General features: G+C 70.0%; 17 protein-coding genes. 7 read left to right on the top strand and 10 right to left on the bottom strand.

Annotated elements, in window-relative coordinates:
- Window positions 1–24: 24 nt before the first annotated feature.
- The 4 genes from DN051_RS11695 (at window position 25) to recX (ending at window position 4,028) form a co-directional block, all read left to right on the top strand.
- Entirely contained in the window at window positions 25–219 is a 195-nt protein-coding gene (locus tag DN051_RS11695) for a DUF3046 domain-containing protein (RefSeq protein WP_053761351.1), read from the top strand.
- A 60-nt stretch (window positions 220–279) separates the two neighbouring features.
- Entirely contained in the window at window positions 280–1,548 is a 1,269-nt protein-coding gene (locus DN051_RS11690) for an AI-2E family transporter (protein WP_234388950.1), read from the top strand.
- 547 nt (window positions 1,549–2,095) lie between these two features.
- On the top strand, window positions 2,096–3,229 hold the full coding sequence (gene recA / locus DN051_RS11685; protein WP_053761353.1) for a recombinase RecA: 1,134 nt from the start codon (window positions 2,096–2,098) through the stop codon (window positions 3,227–3,229).
- Window positions 3,230–3,233: 4 nt separating this feature from the next.
- Window positions 3,234–4,028: a recombination regulator RecX gene (recX, locus tag DN051_RS11680; protein WP_053761354.1), complete on the top strand. Its 795-nt coding sequence runs from the start codon at window positions 3,234–3,236 to the stop codon at window positions 4,026–4,028.
- Window positions 4,029–4,552: 524 nt separating this feature from the next.
- Here the strand turns inward: recX and DN051_RS11670 are convergent.
- The 8 genes from DN051_RS11670 to DN051_RS11640 form a co-directional block, all read right to left on the bottom strand.
- On the bottom strand, window positions 4,553–4,963 hold the full coding sequence (locus DN051_RS11670) for a rhodanese-like domain-containing protein (protein WP_053761400.1): 411 nt from the start codon (window positions 4,961–4,963) through the stop codon (window positions 4,553–4,555).
- Window positions 4,964–5,061: 98 nt separating this feature from the next.
- Window positions 5,062–5,592 carry a cupin domain-containing protein gene (locus DN051_RS11665; RefSeq protein ID WP_053761355.1) on the bottom strand — a complete coding sequence of 177 codons (531 nt, stop codon included), beginning with the start codon at window positions 5,590–5,592 and terminating at the stop codon, window positions 5,062–5,064.
- Window positions 5,593–5,720: 128 nt separating this feature from the next.
- A complete protein-coding gene (locus DN051_RS47550) occupies window positions 5,721–5,768 on the bottom strand; it encodes a hypothetical protein (protein WP_342781581.1) in 48 nt (15 codons plus the stop codon).
- 135 nt (window positions 5,769–5,903) lie between these two features.
- Window positions 5,904–7,556, bottom strand: a complete 1,653-nt coding sequence (locus DN051_RS11660) for an FAD-dependent monooxygenase (RefSeq protein WP_053761356.1) — start codon at window positions 7,554–7,556, stop codon at window positions 5,904–5,906.
- A gap of 177 nt (window positions 7,557–7,733) precedes the next feature.
- Window positions 7,734–8,639, bottom strand: coding sequence for an amino acid ABC transporter permease (locus tag DN051_RS11655; RefSeq protein ID WP_053761357.1), 906 nt, complete (start codon window positions 8,637–8,639; stop codon window positions 7,734–7,736).
- Window positions 8,636–9,313, bottom strand: coding sequence for an amino acid ABC transporter permease (locus DN051_RS11650; RefSeq protein WP_112438659.1), 678 nt, complete (start codon window positions 9,311–9,313; stop codon window positions 8,636–8,638). The genes DN051_RS11655 and DN051_RS11650 overlap by 4 nt, the downstream gene beginning before the upstream one ends.
- Window positions 9,314–9,463: 150 nt before the next feature.
- Window positions 9,464–10,315, bottom strand: a complete 852-nt coding sequence (locus DN051_RS11645; protein WP_199314919.1) for a glutamate ABC transporter substrate-binding protein — start codon at window positions 10,313–10,315, stop codon at window positions 9,464–9,466.
- Window positions 10,316–10,401: 86 nt separating this feature from the next.
- A complete protein-coding gene (locus DN051_RS11640; protein ID WP_053761359.1) occupies window positions 10,402–11,178 on the bottom strand; it encodes an amino acid ABC transporter ATP-binding protein in 777 nt (258 codons plus the stop codon).
- A 287-nt stretch (window positions 11,179–11,465) separates the two neighbouring features.
- On the opposite strand from DN051_RS11640, the gene DN051_RS11635 reads away from it, so the two are divergent.
- Together DN051_RS11635 and DN051_RS11630 are read left to right on the top strand one after the other, a co-directional pair.
- Window positions 11,466–12,152 carry a response regulator transcription factor gene (locus DN051_RS11635; protein WP_112438658.1) on the top strand — a complete coding sequence of 229 codons (687 nt, stop codon included), beginning with the start codon at window positions 11,466–11,468 and terminating at the stop codon, window positions 12,150–12,152.
- 9 nt (window positions 12,153–12,161) lie between these two features.
- Window positions 12,162–13,553 carry a sensor histidine kinase gene (locus tag DN051_RS11630; RefSeq protein WP_112438657.1) on the top strand — a complete coding sequence of 464 codons (1,392 nt, stop codon included), beginning with the start codon at window positions 12,162–12,164 and terminating at the stop codon, window positions 13,551–13,553.
- Here DN051_RS11630 and DN051_RS11625 read toward each other — a convergent pair.
- A complete protein-coding gene (locus DN051_RS11625; RefSeq protein ID WP_053761362.1) occupies window positions 13,543–14,541 on the bottom strand; it encodes a TAXI family TRAP transporter solute-binding subunit in 999 nt (332 codons plus the stop codon). The two genes, DN051_RS11630 and DN051_RS11625, sit on opposite strands and share 11 nt — an antisense overlap.
- An 84-nt stretch (window positions 14,542–14,625) precedes the next feature.
- On the opposite strand from DN051_RS11625, the gene DN051_RS11620 reads away from it, so the two are divergent.
- Window positions 14,626–15,078, top strand: coding sequence for a pyrophosphohydrolase domain-containing protein (locus DN051_RS11620; protein WP_053761363.1), 453 nt, complete (start codon window positions 14,626–14,628; stop codon window positions 15,076–15,078).
- Between the two features lie 321 nt (window positions 15,079–15,399).
- Here DN051_RS11620 and DN051_RS11615 read toward each other — a convergent pair whose 3' ends face one another.
- Window positions 15,400–16,629: a cation:proton antiporter gene (locus DN051_RS11615; protein WP_053761364.1), complete on the bottom strand. Its 1,230-nt coding sequence runs from the start codon at window positions 16,627–16,629 to the stop codon at window positions 15,400–15,402.

Below are 16,629 nucleotides of genomic sequence, written 5' to 3'. Positions count from 1 at the left end.
TCTCAGGGGCGGGATACTGGTTTCATGAGGTTGACGGTCTTCTGGGAACGGATGGCGGAGTACTTCGGCACGGGTTACGCCGAGACCTTCGCGCGTGATCACGTGATGTCGGAGCTCGGCGGACGCACCGTGAACGAGGCGCTCGAAGGCGGCTGGGAGGCCAAGGACGTGTGGCGAGTGGTCTGCTCCGTCATGAACGTGCCGCAGGAAAAACGCTGACCGGTCACGAAGATCGCAGGACCCGTCCCGATTGCCGCCGGTGTGAGTGAGACTTGCACCGTGGCACCCACTGACGAGACCGGGCAGGCAGCCCCGCACGCATCCCCGATAGGCCCGACGCCGCCCGCCCGGCCTCCCGCCGGCAGGGCCGCGTCGGGTGCGCGCATGCCGCGCTGGCTGCCCCGTGCCATGGTGCTGGCGCTCGCACTCATCGCCGTTTTCCAGCTGGGCAGTTGGGCCTTCCATCAGCTCACCGGCCTGCTGATCAACATCCTGATCGCGTTCTTCCTCGCCCTGGCGATCGAGCCCGCGGTGAGCTGGATGGCGTCCCGGGGGATGCGCAGGGGTGCCGCCACCGGCATCGTCTTCCTGGCCGTGATGATCGTGTCCGCGGGGTTCGTCACCCTGCTCGGCTCGATGCTCGCCGGGCAGATCATCACGATGGTCGAGGGCTTCCCGGACTACCTCGACTCCGTCATCAACTGGATCAACGCGCACTTCAACACGGAACTGAGGCGGGTGGACGTCCAGGAAGGACTGCTCCGTTCCGACTGGCTGCGCAACTATGTGCAGAACAGCGCCACCGGCGTCCTGGACGTGTCCGCGCAGGTGCTCGGGGGCCTGTTCCAACTGCTGACGATCACCCTGTTCTCGTTCTACTTCGCCGCCGACGGACCGCGACTGCGCCGGGCGCTCTGCTCCGTACTGCCGCCCGCCCGCCAGGCCGAGGTGCTGCGGGCGTGGGAGATCGCCGTCAACAAGACCGGCGGCTACCTGTACTCGCGCGGTCTGATGGCGCTGATCTCGGGCGTCGCCCACTACGTGCTGCTGGAGATCCTGGGCGTGCCCTACGCGCCCGTGCTGGCCGTCTGGGTGGGGCTCGTGTCGCAGTTCATCCCCACCATCGGCACCTATCTCGCCGGTGCCCTGCCGATGCTGATCGCCTTCACGGTCGACCCCTGGTACGCGCTGTGGGTGCTGATCTTCGTAGTGATCTACCAGCAGTTCGAGAACTACGTGCTCCAACCGAAGCTGACTTCCAAGACCGTCGACATCCACCCCGCGGTCGCCTTCGGCTCGGTCGTCGCAGGCACCGCGCTCCTCGGCGCGGTCGGCGCGCTGATCGCCATTCCGGCGGTCGCCACGCTCCAGGCCTTCCTCGGGGCGTACGTGAAGAGGTACGCCGTCACGGACGACCCGCGCGTGCACGGGCACCGCAGGCGGGAGCCGGGGCGCGGCGCGTTCACGCGGCTGCGTGCCTTGTGGGGCGACCGCGACCGACTTCGGGAGGAGTCCTCGGAGCGAAGCTCCACGGACGACCAGCACTAGCCGGACGAGCGACACGAGCCGATCGAGTACCACGAGCCCGAGCGGCACGAGCCCGACGAGCGGCACGAGCCGATCGAGTAACCGCGAGCTCGACGAGCTGGATGAGCAGCACGCCGGACGAGCAGCACAGCCGGACGAGCGACACGAGCCGATCGAGTACCACGAGCCCGACGAGTTGGATGAGCAGCACGCCGGACGAGCAGCACTGGCCGGACGAGCAGCACCAACTGGATACGAGTCGGATTACCGGATACGAGCCCCGCCGGGCCGCAGGACTGGGCTGTCGGCGCGGAGTCGAGCGGGTCGGTCCTGTTGTCGGTGAGCCGACGTAGTCTCGGAAGTGCCGTGTGGTGCGCTTGACACAAAAATCGAACATCCATTCTTATGGAGACTCCGGCGGAGCTCTCGACGGGGAGTTTTCGCCGGATTTTGGTGGAGATGTGCCCGAGTTATCCACAGGCCGGACCAGCGTCGGGGCGCATTGTCAGTGGCAGGCGTTAGCGTCTTTGACGTGAAGCGATCGACTCAAGCAAACCGGGTGGAACCCATGGCAGGTACCGACCGCGAGAAGGCTCTCGAAGCCGCGCTCGCACAGATTGAACGACAATTCGGCAAGGGCGCGGTCATGCGCATGGGCGAGCGGTCCATGGAGCCCATCGAGGTGATCTCGACCGGGTCGACCGCCCTCGACGTGGCCCTCGGAGTGGGCGGACTGCCGCGCGGCCGTGTCGTGGAGATCTACGGACCGGAGTCCTCCGGTAAGACCACCCTGACCCTGCACGCGGTGGCGAACGCACAGAAGGCCGGCGGCCAGGTCGCCTTCGTGGACGCGGAGCACGCCCTAGACCCCGAGTACGCGAAGAAGCTCGGCGTCGACATCGACAACCTGATCCTGTCCCAGCCGGACAACGGCGAGCAGGCCCTGGAGATCGTGGACATGCTGGTCCGCTCCGGAGCGCTCGACCTCATCGTCATCGACTCCGTCGCCGCGCTCGTCCCGCGCGCGGAGATCGAGGGCGAGATGGGTGACTCGCACGTGGGTCTCCAGGCCCGTCTGATGAGCCAGGCCCTGCGAAAGATCACCAGCGCGCTCAACCAGTCCAAGACCACCGCGATCTTCATCAACCAGCTCCGCGAGAAGATCGGCGTGATGTTCGGCTCCCCGGAGACCACGACCGGTGGCCGGGCCCTGAAGTTCTACGCCTCGGTGCGTATCGACATCCGCCGCATCGAGACCCTGAAGGACGGCACCGAGGCGGTCGGCAACCGCACCCGCTGCAAGGTCGTCAAGAACAAGGTCGCGCCGCCCTTCAAGCAGGCCGAGTTCGACATCCTCTACGGCCAGGGCATCAGCCGCGAGGGCGGCCTGATCGACATGGGCGTGGAGCACGGCTTCGTCCGCAAGGCCGGCGCCTGGTACACGTACGAGGGCGACCAGCTCGGCCAGGGCAAGGAGAACGCGCGCAACTTCCTCAAGGACAACCCCGACCTGGCCAACGAGATCGAGAAGAAGATCAAGGAGAAGTTGGGCGTCGGCGTGCGGCCGCAGGAGCCGACCACCGAGCCGGGCGCGGACGCCGCGGCCGCCACCACCCCGGACGACGCGGCCAAGGCGGTTCCGGCTCCGGCTCCGGCGGCGGCCAAGACGGCCAAGACCAAGGCCGCCGCTGCCAAGAGCTGACCCCGTGACACGGCGAACCGACTGGGCTGAGTACGCCTCCCCCGGCATTCCGCGGGAGCCGGAGCCGGGGAGCACGGGCGAAGAGGGCTTTGCCGGGCACGACGAGGGTTGGTCGGACGACGGTCCGTACCTGCCTGAGGGTACGGACGGCGGCGGTCGGCGTGGTCGCGACCGCACGAGGCGTGGCGAGGGCGGTTCACGCGGAGGGCGTGGACGCCGTCGGCGCGGCTTCGAAGAACCGTCCGAAGAGGACGGGGGCGCCTTCTCCTCGTCGAGGGCCGAGAAGGGGGAGTCCCAAGGGGACCCCGGTGAGCGGGCGCGGGCGATCTGTCTGCGCCTGCTCACCGGGACCCCGCGCACGCGGAGACAACTCGCCGACGCGCTGCGCAAGCGGGAGATCCCGGACGATGTCGCGGAGGAGGTGCTGTCACGGTTCGAGGAGGTCGGGCTGATCAACGACAGCGCCTTCGCGGACGCCTGGGTGGAGTCCCGCCACCACGGCCGAGGGCTGGCGCGGCGGGCGCTCGCCCAGGAACTGCGCACCAAGGGAGTCGACTCCACACTGATCGACGCGGCCGTCGCTCAACTCGACTCCGAGCGCGAAGAAGCGACCGCGCGTGAGCTCGTCGACCGAAAGCTGCGCGCAACCCGCGGCCTCGATCGCGACAAACGCCTCCGCCGCCTGGCGGGCATGCTCGCCCGCAAGGGCTACCCGGAGGGAATGGCTCTGCGCGTCGTCCGGCAGGCGCTGGAGGAGGAGGGCGAGGACACGGAGTTCCTCGCCGACGAGGGTTACTGAACCGCGCTGGCGAGAAGCGAGGCGCCGCAGGTGCGAGGGGTGACACGCGAGGGGCGACAGGCGAGACGCCACAGGCGCGAAGGACGACGGGCGACGAGAGAAGCGGCAGAACGCGAACCCGGCTGCACACGCGGTTGCACAACCCACAGCCTCCGCCGGGGAGCGTGAGTGCGGAGGGGCGGAGCAGGCCCTGGGACACGGTAGACGCGCGGGGGCGCCGATCGCGTCCAGGGCCGGCTCCACCCGGTCGATCTACAACGGGCCCCGCCCCGAACCCATGGCCAAGCCACCACCGGACCCACGGCTACGCCACCCACGAACCCACGGCTGCACCAGCACCAGGCCCCACGTACACCAGCACCAGGGGCCCTACCTACACAAGCACCGAGCCTTGTCCGTACCGGCATCAGGCCCTACCTGCACCGCCACCCCGCGCGCCCGCACCACCACCGAGCCTGCCCGCACCACCACCGAGCCTGCCCGCACCACCACCGAGCCCTGCCCGCACCACCACCGAGCCCTGCCTACACCACCACCGGGAGCCCCGCGGACCGCCAGGCCTGGAAGCCGCCCACCAGGTCGGTCGCACGGTGCAGGCCCAGGCGATGAAGGGACTCGGCCGCCAGGCTCGACGCGTAGCCCTCGTTGCAGATCACGACGACCTGCAGGTCATGGCTCGTCGCCTCGGGCAGACGGTGGCTGCCGCGGGGGTCGAGGCGCCATTCCAGTTCGTTGCGCTCCACGACAAGGGCGCCGGGGATCAGGCCGTCCCGCTCCCGCAGGGCCGCGTACCGGATGTCCACCAGGAGTGCCGCCCCGGCCGATGCGGCGCTGTACGCCTCCTGGGGCTCCACCCGCTCGTAGCCCGCTCGTACCCGCTTCAGCAACTCGTCTATGCCGCCCGCCGGTTCGCGATCAGCACTGACCGGTTGCACCGCTCCGTCCGTCCCTCCGTCCGTCCCTCCGTCCGCCACTGTGACCACCCCTCCGTCCACCGCTTCGCCGCCCCCGCCGCTCGCTCCGTCGACTCCGCTCACTGCCAGTCCTCCGGGCGTTCGACCTGTTCCAGGCGCAGTACGTGCCCGGTGCGGCTGTAGCGGCGGATGCGGGGCAGGGGCGGGTAGTAGGCGTGGACGGAGACCGTGTGCCGGTCGGTGGACTCGTTGAGCACCTCGTGGACATGGTGGCGGCCGAAGGAGCGCCCCTGCCCGGCCGGCAGCAGACGCTCCCGGTCCACGCCGTCCGTGAGTTCGAGGGTCTTCCAGCCGTCGGTGGGCAGCCGGGCGGCCAGCGAGTTCTCCCGCAGCTCGCCGCGGGCGGTCAGGAAGGCGCCCACCGAGTCGGCGTGGTCGTGCCAGCCGGTGCCCGTGCCGGGCGGCCAGCCGATCAGCCAGGCCTCACTGCCGCCGGGCCCCTCCAGGCGCACCCAGGTGCGGCCCTGCGGGTCGAGGGGCAGTGAGTCGATCAGCGCGTCGTCGGCGGCCGTGCGCCGTACGAATTCGAGGAGGTCCGCCTGCGTCGGGGGCCTGACCGACCCGTCGGCGGAGGGCGGCCCCCATGACAAAGGTGCCGAGGGCGCCGAGGGGGAGGATGCGGAGGAGGGGGAGACAGACAACGTGCACCGTCCTGAAGAGCGTTCGCGTGAGCGCGCGGCGGCAGATCGGCGGCGCGCGGAGGAAGAGAAGTGCGAGTTCAGCAGGACGGGCGACACACGCAGCCCGCATAGCGGATGAGGTCCACATGGACCCTCCGCCACAGGCGTACACAGGTGTCGGTCACGATCCGGAGTACACCATGCCGGTGGGGGCCGGTCAACTCACCGACACCATGCGGACACAGCGGCGGTGAGCCGACGAGCTTTTCCCGGTGTCGGGGTCAGCGGCTGCCCGCTGTCGCCTCGGTGCGGGCCTCGGCCGGTCCGCCGAGCGTGGCCTCGGCCGCCGCGTACAGATCGGCGGGGCGCACCCCGTTCATGGCGACGACCAGATGGCCGTCGGGCCGGACCAGGAGCACGGTGTGGGCGCCGGCGCCCGGATAGGACTCGGCGACGAGCAACTCGGCGGGGTGCGGCAGCGCCGTCACCGCCGCCGCGAGCCGCGGCATGATCCCGGCGGTCACCCAGTGTTTGCGCTCCCACACACCGGTGCCCGGCGCGACCAGTACGACGAGCAGCGCGCCGCGCCCGAGCCGGTCCCGCAGCCGTACGCGGGAACCGTCCTCCGCGGTGACCCTCACGTCCGCGACGGTTGCGCCGGGCGGTGTGTCGACGGTGGCCCGCGACTCGAGGTCACCGGGGGCGAGCGGCGACTCGGCGTAGCCGCCCGGGGCACCCAGCGGGCCGCGGCCCAGGTGCCCGTCGGTGAGCAGGGTGTCGTGGCCGCGGGCGGCGCCGGGGACGTAGGACCGCAGGGCGCCGCCGCCGCGGAGCAGCGGGAGCATCTGGTCGCCGGTGCGCAGCCGGGCGGCGATCACGGCGCGGCGTTCGGCCTGGTAGCTGTCGAGAAGCGCCTCGTGCGGACCGTGGTGCCAGGCCAGCGCCAGCTTCCAGGCGAGGTTGTCGGCGTCCCGCAGCCCCTCGTCCAGGCCGTGTGTGCCGAGCGCGCCGAGCAGGTGGGCGGCGTCCCCGGCGAGGAAGACCCGGCCGACGCGCCAGCGGCGGGCCAGCCGGTGGTGGACGGTGTGGACACCGGTGTCCAGGAGCTCGTACGGCGGTGTGGTGCCGTCGGTCCAGCCCGCCAGGGTCTCCCGGACACGGGCCACCAGCAGTTCGGGGGTGACCAGGTCCTTGCCGGGTGGCAGCAGCCAGTCCAGCCGCCACACACCCTCGGGGAGCGGGCGCGCGGTGATCTCGCCGCCGGACGGCCCGGAGGTCCGCCACGGGGGCATCCGGTGGAGCAGGGCCCGACCGGGCCAGGGGAGTTCCGCGCGCAGTGCGGCGACGGCGTGACGTTCCACCGCGGTACGGCCGGGGAAACGGACGTCCTGGAGTTTGCGCACGGTGGAGCGCGGGCCGTCGCAGCCGACCAGGAAACTGCCGCGCCACCAGGTGCCCTTGGGGCCGCGGGTGTGAGCGGTGACGCCGGACGTCTCCTGCTCTATGGTGTCGAGCCGGCTGTCCACCGCGATCTTGACGAGCCGCTGGTGGGTGAGGGCGGCGCGCAGAGCGTTGGTCAGGACGTGCTGGGCGATGTGCAGGGGCGGGGACTCGGCCGAAGACGTCCGATCCGTGTCCGCGGGACCGGCCGGGCCCTCGTCGTCCGCGTGGCCGAAAGTGATCTCGCGCATCACCTGCTTGCGCCGCATCGATCGCCATCCGGCCCAACGCGTCCCGAACTCGTCGAGCGGCAGACCGGTCAGGCGTTCCACGAGGGCGGCGGTGTCCTCGCGCAGGACGACGGTGCGCGCCGGTCGCGGTTCGTCCTTGCCCGGTCCTTCGTCCAGGACGACGGACGGTACGTCCTGACGCGCCAGCGCCAGGGCGAGCGTGAGCCCGACGGGCCCCGCCCCGACGATGATCACCGGGTCCACGGCGCGCCGCTCCCCGTTCGCAGTGGTGTCTCGACGGACTGGTGTGAACAGGAGGTTGGAGCAGGGTGCACGATCACAGAACGTATGCAACCCACTGCCGGTGCTTGCGTCAAGTGACGGGGGGCAGTGGCGATCTTGCCACTGCCCCCCGTGTCACTGAAGGCTATTGACCTACCATCAGATCTTGCCGGCGCCGCCCCCGTGCGGGCCGCCCACCTCGGCGGCGTTCAGTTCTTCTACATCCTCGGCGCCCAGTACCGCGCCGGTGCTGCGCTTGCTGCGCCGCAGCCTGCCCTCCAGCCAGCTCGCGAAGCTGGTGAGGATGAAGTTGAGGACGATGTAGATGATCGCCACCACGATGAAGCTCGGGATGACATTGGCGTAGTTGGCCGCGAGCGTGCCGCGCGAGTTCAGCAGCTCGGTGAAGCCGAGCAGCACACCGCCGAGCGCGGTGTCCTTCACGATCACGACCAGCTGGCTGACGATGGCCGGGAGCATCGCCGTGACGGCCTGCGGCAGCAGGACGAAGGTCATCGTCTGGCCCTTGCGCAGGCCGATCGCCTTGGCGGCCTCCGTCTGCCCCTTGGGCAGTGCGAGGATGCCGGCCCGGACGATCTCCGCCAGCACGGAGGCGTTGTAGAGCACGAGCCCCGTGACGACCGCGTAGAGGGGCCGTTCCGCGCTGGAGATGTCCGTGGAACGGGCGTAGAACTCGTTGGCGAACAGCATCAGCAGCAGGACCGGGATGGCCCGGAAGAACTCGACCACCACGCCGGCCGGACCGCGCACCCAGCGGTGGTCGGAGAGCCGGGAGATACCGAGGAAGGCACCCAGCGGCAGCGCGATGATCATGGCGAGCGCAGCGGCCTTCAGGGTGTTGGCGAGGCCGGGGAGCAGATACGTCGTCCAGGCCGCGGACTCCGTGAAGGGCTTCCACAGGGCCCAGTTCAGCTGGCCCTTGTCGTCCAGCGTCTGCCAGACCCACCACAGCAGGAGGGCGAGCAGGACGAAGAAGGTCACCGAGAGGATGACATTGCGCCGCTTGGCCCGGGGGCCGGGGGCGTCGTAGAGAACGGAGGTCACCGCTTCACCGCCAGTCGCTTGCTCAGCCAGCCGAGGAACAGGCCGGTGGGCAGGGTCAGTACCACGAAACCGAAGGCGAAGATCGCGCCGATCAACACCGTCTGAGCCTCGTTCTCGATCATTTCCTTCATCAGCAGAGCGGCCTCCGCCACACCGATCGCGGCCGCCACCGTCGTGTTCTTGGTGAGCGCGATCAGCACGTTGGCCAGCGGGCCGATGACCGAACGGAAGGCCTGCGGCAGCACGATGAGCGAGAGAACCTGAGTGAAGTTCAGTCCGATCGCACGGGCCGCCTCGGCCTGCCCGACGGGCACCGTGTTGATGCCGGAGCGCAGCGCCTCGCAGACGAAGGCGGCGGTGTAGGCGATGAGTCCGAGGACCGCGAGGCGGAAGCCCTGGAGTTCGAAGTTGTCGGGCGCGCCCATCGTCACACCGAAGATGTCGGCGAGGCCGAGCGAGGTGAAGACGATGATGACCGTCAGGGGAATGTTCCGGACGATGTTCACATAAGCGGTGGCGAACCCACGCATCAGGGGCACCGGGCTGACGCGCATGCCCGCCAGCAGAGTGCCCCAGATGAGGGAGCCGACACCCGAGAAGAGAGTGAGCTGCACCGTCACCCAGAAGGCGCCCAGCAGGCTCGGGTCGTCATAGTCTGAAAGAAAGTCGAACACGATCTCCCGCGCTTCCGGGTGTATGGCTACATGGCGGACGCGGTGCGCCGCCGCCGTGATCGCGGCGGACGGCGGCGCACCGGGAATCTCCGCTTTGCGGACGGATCTCCGCGAGATGCGCGGAGATCCGATGACTGGACGAGCCAGGTGTTACTGAACGATCTGCCCGATCTTCGGCGCGGGCTCGTTCTTGTAGTTGGCCGGGCCGAAGTTCTCCTTGACCGCGGTCTCCCAGGCGCCGTCGCTCACCATCTTCTCGACGGCGTCGTTGATCTTGTTCACGGTCGCGGTGTCGCCCTTCTTGACGCCGATGCCGTAGTTCTCGTTGCTCAGCTTGAGGCCGGCGAGCTTGAACTGGCCCTTGTACTGGTCCTGGGAGGCGAAGCCCGCGAGGATCGAGTCGTCGGTGGTCACCGCGTCGACGGCGCCGCTCTGAAGACCGGCGATGCACTCCGAGTAGGTGCCGTACTCCTTGAGCTGGGCGTCCGGAGCGATCTCGTCCTTGACGTTCTGCGCCGAGGTCGAGCCGGTCACCGAGCAGAGCTTCTTGCCGTTGAGGTCGGTGCCCTCGGCGATGTCGGAGTCGGCCTTGACGAGCAGGTCCTGGTGGGCGAGCAGGTAGGGGCCGGCGAAGTCGACCTTCTCCTTGCGCTCGTCGGTGATCGAGTAGGTGGCCGCGATGAACTTCACGTCGCCGCGGGCGAGGGCGTTCTCGCGGTCGGCGCTCTTGGTCTCGACCCACTCGATCTGGTCGGGCTCGTAGCCGAGCTCCTTGGCGACGTACGTGGCCACGTCCACGTCGAAGCCGGAGAAGGAGCCGTCCGGCTCCTTCAGGCCGAGACCGGGCTGGTCGTACTTGATGCCGATCTTGATCTTGTCGCCGCCACCGGAGCCCGAGCCCGAACCGGAGCCGCTGTCGCCGTCGTCGCCGCCGCACGCGGTCGCGGTCAGGGTCAGGACGATGGCGGCGGCCGCCGCGGCGGAGACCTTGCGGAGCTTCATGGTGAACATCCTTTGCGTGGTGAAGGGGACGCGGGCCGTCCAGAGCGGGGTGACGCGGCAGCTCGTCGCGGACGCGACGGGCACGGTCAGTGGTGCAGGATCTTCGACAGGAAGTCCTTGGCGCGGTCGCTGCGCGGATTGCTGAAGAACTGGTCCGGCACAGCCTCTTCGACGATGCGACCGTCTGCCATGAACACCACACGGTTCGCAGCCGATCGGGCGAAGCCCATCTCGTGCGTGACGACGATCATGGTCATGCCGTCGCGGGCGAGCTGCTGCATGACCTCCAGCACCTCGTTGATCATCTCCGGGTCGAGGGCCGAGGTCGGCTCGTCGAAGAGCATGACCTTCGGGTCCATGGCCAGGGCGCGTGCGATCGCCACACGCTGCTGCTGGCCTCCGGAGAGCTGAGCGGGGTACTTGTCCGCCTGAGAGGCGACACCGACCCGGTCGAGCAGCGCGCGGGCCTTCTCCTCGGCCTTCTTCTTGTCCGTCTTACGGACCTTGATCTGGCCGAGCATGACGTTCTCGAGAACGGTCTTGTGCGCGAAGAGATTGAACGACTGGAACACCATGCCGACGTCGGCGCGCAGCCGTGCCAGCTCCTTGCCCTCGGCGGGCAACGGCTTTCCGTCGATGGTGATCGAACCGGAGTCGATCGTCTCCAGGCGGTTGATGGTGCGGCACAAGGTGGACTTTCCGGACCCGGAGGGTCCGATGACCACGACGACCTCACCGCGGGCGATCGTCATGTCGATGTCCTGGAGCACGTGCAACGCGCCGAAGTGCTTGTTGACACTCTTCAGGACCACGAGTTCGCCGGTCGCGGCCATATCTTCCTTGGCCACCGATACTTCGGTCATCGCTGTCAGGCTCCGTCCTCCTCGCGGTTTCGGAGGACAGTAGCTACCCTACGCGACCTGCGTCATTACATCTGAGGCGAATTTGAGTATCACGATCCGGTAGCAGTCGGACACATGTCGTAGCACGGGTGACCTGGCTCGTATCGGCCGGGTAACGGAAGGCGCCCGGGGCAGGAAGCCTCTTGACGCCGTCCGTATGCATCGGCGTGACTGCCTTGGTGCACGCGCACGTGCTCGCGTTTTGTACACGGACCGACCATATTGCCGATGAACTGGAGGAGGCCGGGATGAGACTGCTGCTCGTCGAGGACGACAACCATGTCGCCGCCGCGCTTTCCGCGGTCCTGGCGCGGCACGGTTTCGACGTCACGCACGCGCGCAGCGGCGAGGAGGCCCTCCAGGCACTCGTCCCGGAAGGCCCCGGATTCGGCGTCGTGCTGCTCGACCTCGGTCTGCCCGACCAGGACGGCTACGAGGTGTGCGGCAAGATCCGCAAGCGCACCGCCACCCCCGTGATCATGGTGACCGCGCGCTCGGACGTCCGCTCCCGCATCCACGGCCTCAACCTGGGCGCCGACGACTACGTCGTCAAGCCCTACGACACCGGCGAGCTGCTGGCCCGGATCCACGCCGTCAGCCGGCGCAGCGTCCCCGACGAGTCGACCGGCAGCACCGAGACCGTTCTGCGCCTCGGGCCGGTACGCATCGAGCTGGCCACCCGCCAGGTCAGCGTCGACGGCTCGGTGATCCAGCTGACCCGCAAGGAGTTCGATCTCCTCGCCCTGCTCGCGCAGCGCCCCGGGGTGGTCTTCCGCCGGGAACAGATCATCAGCGAGGTGTGGCGCACCAGCTGGGAGGGGACCGGTCGCACCCTGGAGGTGCACGTCGCCTCGCTGCGCGCCAAGCTGCGGATGCCCGCGCTGATCGAGACCGTACGCGGCGTCGGCTACCGGCTCGTCGCCCCGGCCGGGTAGCGGGGCGCTTTGCACACCCGACTCCTGCCGCTGCTGATCGTCCTGATGGCGGCCGTACTGCTGGCACTGGGCGTCCCCCTCGCCGTGAGCGTGGCCGCGGCCCAGCAGCAGAAGGTGGTCGTCGACCGCATCGACGACACGGCGTTCTTCGCGGCGCTCGCCCAGTTCGTCAACGCTCCGCCCGCTCCCGAGGGCGCCCGGGTGGCGACGCTCAGACGCGAGCTGGAGAGCTACTACGACGTCTACGGCATTCGCGTGGGTGTCTTCTACGCCAACGACACCCCCATGGCTCAGGCACCGGACGACTTCTTCCTCCCCCGGGAGGGGGAGGTGCGCGACGCCTTCGACGAGGCGCTGCTCAGCCGGCGCAGCGACGACCCGCGGCAGGTGTGGCCCTGGCAGCGCAGCCGGCTGGTCGTCGCGTCCCCGGTCATCCGGGACGGCGACGTCGTGGCCGTCGTCGTCACCGACTCGCCGACCGGGCAGATGCGCTCCCGGATCCTGCACGGCTGGCTGGTGATCGCCGCCGGCGAGACGGCCGCCATGCTGCTGGCCGTCGGCGCCGCGCTCCGGCTGACCGGCTGGGTGCTCAGACCCGTCCGCGTCCTGGACGCCACCACGCACGACATCGCCACCGGCCGCCTGAAGTCCCGGGTGGCGGCGGCGGGCGGTCCGCCGGAGCTGCGCAGGCTCGCCCGCTCCTTCAACGAGATGGCGGACAACGTGGAGGCCGTGCTGGAGCAGCAGCGCGCCTTCGTCGCCGACGCCTCGCACCAGCTGCGCAACCCGCTGGCCGCGCTGCTGCTGCGCATCGAGCTGCTCGCGCTCGAACTGCCGGAGGGCAACGAGGAGATCGCCTCGGTCCAGACGGAGGGCAAACGCCTGGCCGAGGTCCTCGACGACCTGCTGGACCTGGCCCTGGCCGAGCACGCCGAGGCCGACCTCCGGCTCACGGACATCGGCGCGCTGACCGCCGAGCGTGTCGCGGCCTGGGCACCGACCGCGCGGGCCAAGGGCGTACGGCTGGTGGGGGACTGCCCGGCGACGACCGCCTGGGCCGACCCGGTGACGCTGTCCAGCGCCCTGGACGCCGTGATCGACAACGCGCTCAAGTTCACACCGGGCGACGAGGTCGTCGAGGTCACCGTCGCCTCCAACGGCGAGACCTCGACGATCGTGGTCGCCGACCGCGGGCCCGGTCTGACCGACGAGGAGCTGACCCGTGTCGGCGACCGGTTCTGGCGCAGCGGCCGCCATCAGAACGTCAAGGGCTCCGGACTCGGTCTGTCCATCACGCGCGCGCTGCTCACGGCGGCCGGCGGATCGATCGCCTTCGACCACCACGCGCCGCACGGGCTGAAGGTGACGGTGACCATGCCGAGGACCGGCCCTACGGCTTGACCGACCGGTAGTACCGCCTGGCGCCGTCGTGCAGCGGGACCGGGTCGGTGTAGATCGCCGTGCGCACGTCGACCAGCTGGGCGGAGTGGACGTCGTCGCCGATGTTGTCGCGGCTGTTGATCACCGTGCGGGTGACCCACTCGGTGAGCTCGGGATCCATGTCCGTACGGGTGATCAGCACGTTGGAGACCGCCATCGTCGGCACGGTGGTGCCGTTGCGGGCGGTGCCGTAGGCCGACTCCGGCATGTTGGTGGCGCGGTAGAAGTGGGTGGCGCCGCCCTGCCGGTGCATCTCGGAGACGAAGTCGGCGTCGATCGGCACCAGCCGGAACTCGAAGGTGTCCGCGAGCTGCTGGAGACCGTCGGTGGGCAGGCCGCCGGACCAGAAGAAGGCGTCGATCTCGCCCCGCTTCAGACGGTTCGGCCCGGTGTCTATGCCGTCGGCCAGCGGCGTGATGTCCTCCTGCGCGTCGATGCCGGCCGTCCTGAGCACCCGGGTGGCGATCAGCCGTACGCCGGAGTGGGGCAGCCCGATGGCCACGCGCTTGCCCCGCAGGTCGGAGACCGAGTCGATGTCGGAGTCGCGCGGGACGACGAGGTGCACGTAGTCGTCGTAGAGGCGCGCGACTCCGCGCAGCCGGTCGGCGCCGGGGCCGTTGTTGAGCTCGTACGTCTCCACCGCGTCCGCCGCGGCGATCGTGAAGTCGACCTCGCCGGTCGCCACGCGCGCGACGTTCTCCTGCGAACCGTCGCTCGTCATCAGCCGCACCTTCAGCTCCGGCATGTCCTTGGACAGCGCGTTGCGCAGCAGGGTTCCGTACTTCTGGTAGACGCCGCGTGGTGTGCCGGTGCTGAAGGTGATCGAGCCGCCCGGCGGGTCCTCGCCCAGCGGCAGCAGCCACCACAGCAGCAGGCCGAAGGCGACGAGGCCGGACGCCGCGCCCTGGAGGGCCCGGCGCCTGCCGATACGGGGCAGCACCTTGGACATGCGCGCGATCCTGCCAGTCGTGCACCGTGCTGACCAGGGCCGGAATCACATGGGCCGGTTTCGGGCGGCCGTTACAGTCGGCACATGCACTCCTCGCCCGCCGACCTGGTCCGTGAATTCCATCGTGCGTTCGGTCTCGACGCCCGCACCACCCCGACGCCCGTTGCGCCCGCGCTGGCCGCGCACCGCGGTGAACTGCTGGCGGAGGAGGCCGCGGAGGTCGCGGAAGTCTCGGTCAGCGGGCCGCTCGACCGGCTCGCGCACGAACTCGCGGACGTCGTCTATGTGGCGTACGGCACGGCCCTGGTCCACGGTATCGACCTCGACGAGGTGATCGCCGAGATCCACCGCTCGAACATGACCAAGCTGGGCCCCGGCGGCCAGGTCGCCCGCCGCGCCGACGGCAAGGTGCTCAAGGGCGAGCACTACGAGGCACCGGACGTGACGGCCGTCCTGCGCCGCCAGGGCTGGCAGCCGGACGCCGCCAGCGCCGACGCCGCCGGCACGGCAGGCACGAGGGTCGACGGAACGGCCTGAACGAGGACCGAGGGGACGGCCCGCGGGCGCGAGCGACGGCAGAGGGGACGGTCGACAGGGCGAGCGTTGCGACTGCCGAGGGGGAGGCCGACGGCGCGACCGAAGGGATCGCCGACGGGACGCCCGAAGCGATGGCCGACGGCGCGACCGTCGCCCGGCCGACCGGCCGACCGGCCGACCGGGCGACGGCAACGACCGAAGAAAGCCCCGCCCGACGGGACGCCCGTGACGACTCCCCGGCGTCGCCCGAGCAGACGCCCGCAGTGCCCGTCGGCAGCGCGCGCGTAGGCCCCCCGTTGCGTGCCGGACGTCCCGCCCGGGTCAGTCCGCCACCTGGGCCTCCGCCCTGGTGTCCTTGGACGGCAGCACCGGGCCGGGGGTGTCACCGCCGCGTCCGAAGCGGCGGCTCCAGCGCATGGCCAGCGGTTCGGTGTAGCGCGCGGTCATCGGGCCGAGGATCACCAGGATCAGGACGTACGCCGTGGCCAGCGGGCCGAGCGACGGCTCGATCCCGGCGGTGACGGCGAGTCCCGCGATGACGATCGAGAACTCGCCGCGGGCGACCAGCGCGCCGCCGGTGCGCCAGCGGCCCTTCACGGAGATCCCGGCCCGCCGGGCCGCCCAGTAGCCGGTGGCGATCTTCGTCAGCGCGGTGACGACGGCCAGTCCCAGGGCCGGCAGCAGCACGGGCGGGATGCTCGCCGGGTCGGTGTGCAGTCCGAAGAAGACGAAGAACACCGCCGCGAACAGGTCGCGCAGCGGACTGAGCAGGGTGTGGGCGCCCTCCGCGACCTCCCCGGACAGCGCGATGCCGACCAGGAACGCGCCGACCGCCGCGGAGACCTGGAGCTGCTGGGCGAGGCCCGCGACGAGGATCGTCAGGCCGAGGACGACGAGCAGCAGCTTCTCGGGGTCGTCGCTGGAGACGAACCGCGAGATCACCCGCCCGTAGCGCAGCGCCGCGAACAGGACGATGCCCGCCACGCCCAGTGCGATGGCCAGCGTGACACTGCCGGCGGCCAGGCCGGCCCCCGCGAGCACCGCCGTGATGATCGGCAGGTACACCGCCATGGCCAGGTCCTCCAGCACGAGGACGCTGAGGATCACCGGTGTCTCACGGTTTCCGATCCGGCCCAGTTCGCCGAGCACCTTGGCGATGACCCCGGAGGACGAGATCCAGGTCACGCCCGCCAGTACGACGGCGGCCACCGGACCCCAGCCGAGCAGCAGCGCCATCGCGGCACCCGGCAGGGCGTTCAGCGCGAAGTCGACCAGCCCGGCCGGGTAGTGGGACTTGAGGTTGGTGACGAGGTCGCTCGCCGTGTACTCCAGGCCGAGCATCAGCAGCAGCAGGATCACGCCGATCTCGGCACCGGTGGCGATGAACTCCTCGCTCGCGCCGAGCGGCAGCAGCCCGCCCTCGCCGAAGGCCAGGCCGGCCAGCAGATAGAGCGGGATGGCGGAGAAGCCCAGCCGGGCGGACAGCCGTCCGAGCAGTCCGAGGCCGAGCAGGAGGGAGCCGAACTCGATCAGGAGGATCGCGGAGTGCAC

The organism is Streptomyces cadmiisoli, from assembly GCF_003261055.1.
GTDB classification, from domain to species: Bacteria; Actinomycetota; Actinomycetes; order Streptomycetales; family Streptomycetaceae; genus Streptomyces; species Streptomyces cadmiisoli.
This window is presented reverse-complemented; position numbering and strand designations above follow the sequence as displayed.

Coding starts and splice junctions, on each gene's coding strand:
- DN051_RS11695 (WP_053761351.1), top strand. CDS start 25: ATGAGGTTGACGGTCTTCTGGGAACGGATGGCGGAGTACTTCGGCACG.
- recA (WP_053761353.1), top strand. CDS start 2,096: ATGGCAGGTACCGACCGCGAGAAGGCTCTCGAAGCCGCGCTCGCACAG.
- DN051_RS11645 (WP_199314919.1), bottom strand. CDS start 10,315: ATGAAGCTCCGCAAGGTCTCCGCCGCGGCGGCCGCCGCCATCGTCCTG.
- DN051_RS11640 (WP_053761359.1), bottom strand. CDS start 11,178: ATGACCGAAGTATCGGTGGCCAAGGAAGATATGGCCGCGACCGGCGAA.
- DN051_RS11635 (WP_112438658.1), top strand. CDS start 11,466: ATGAGACTGCTGCTCGTCGAGGACGACAACCATGTCGCCGCCGCGCTT.
- DN051_RS11625 (WP_053761362.1), bottom strand. CDS start 14,541: ATGTCCAAGGTGCTGCCCCGTATCGGCAGGCGCCGGGCCCTCCAGGGC.
- DN051_RS11620 (WP_053761363.1), top strand. CDS start 14,626: ATGCACTCCTCGCCCGCCGACCTGGTCCGTGAATTCCATCGTGCGTTC.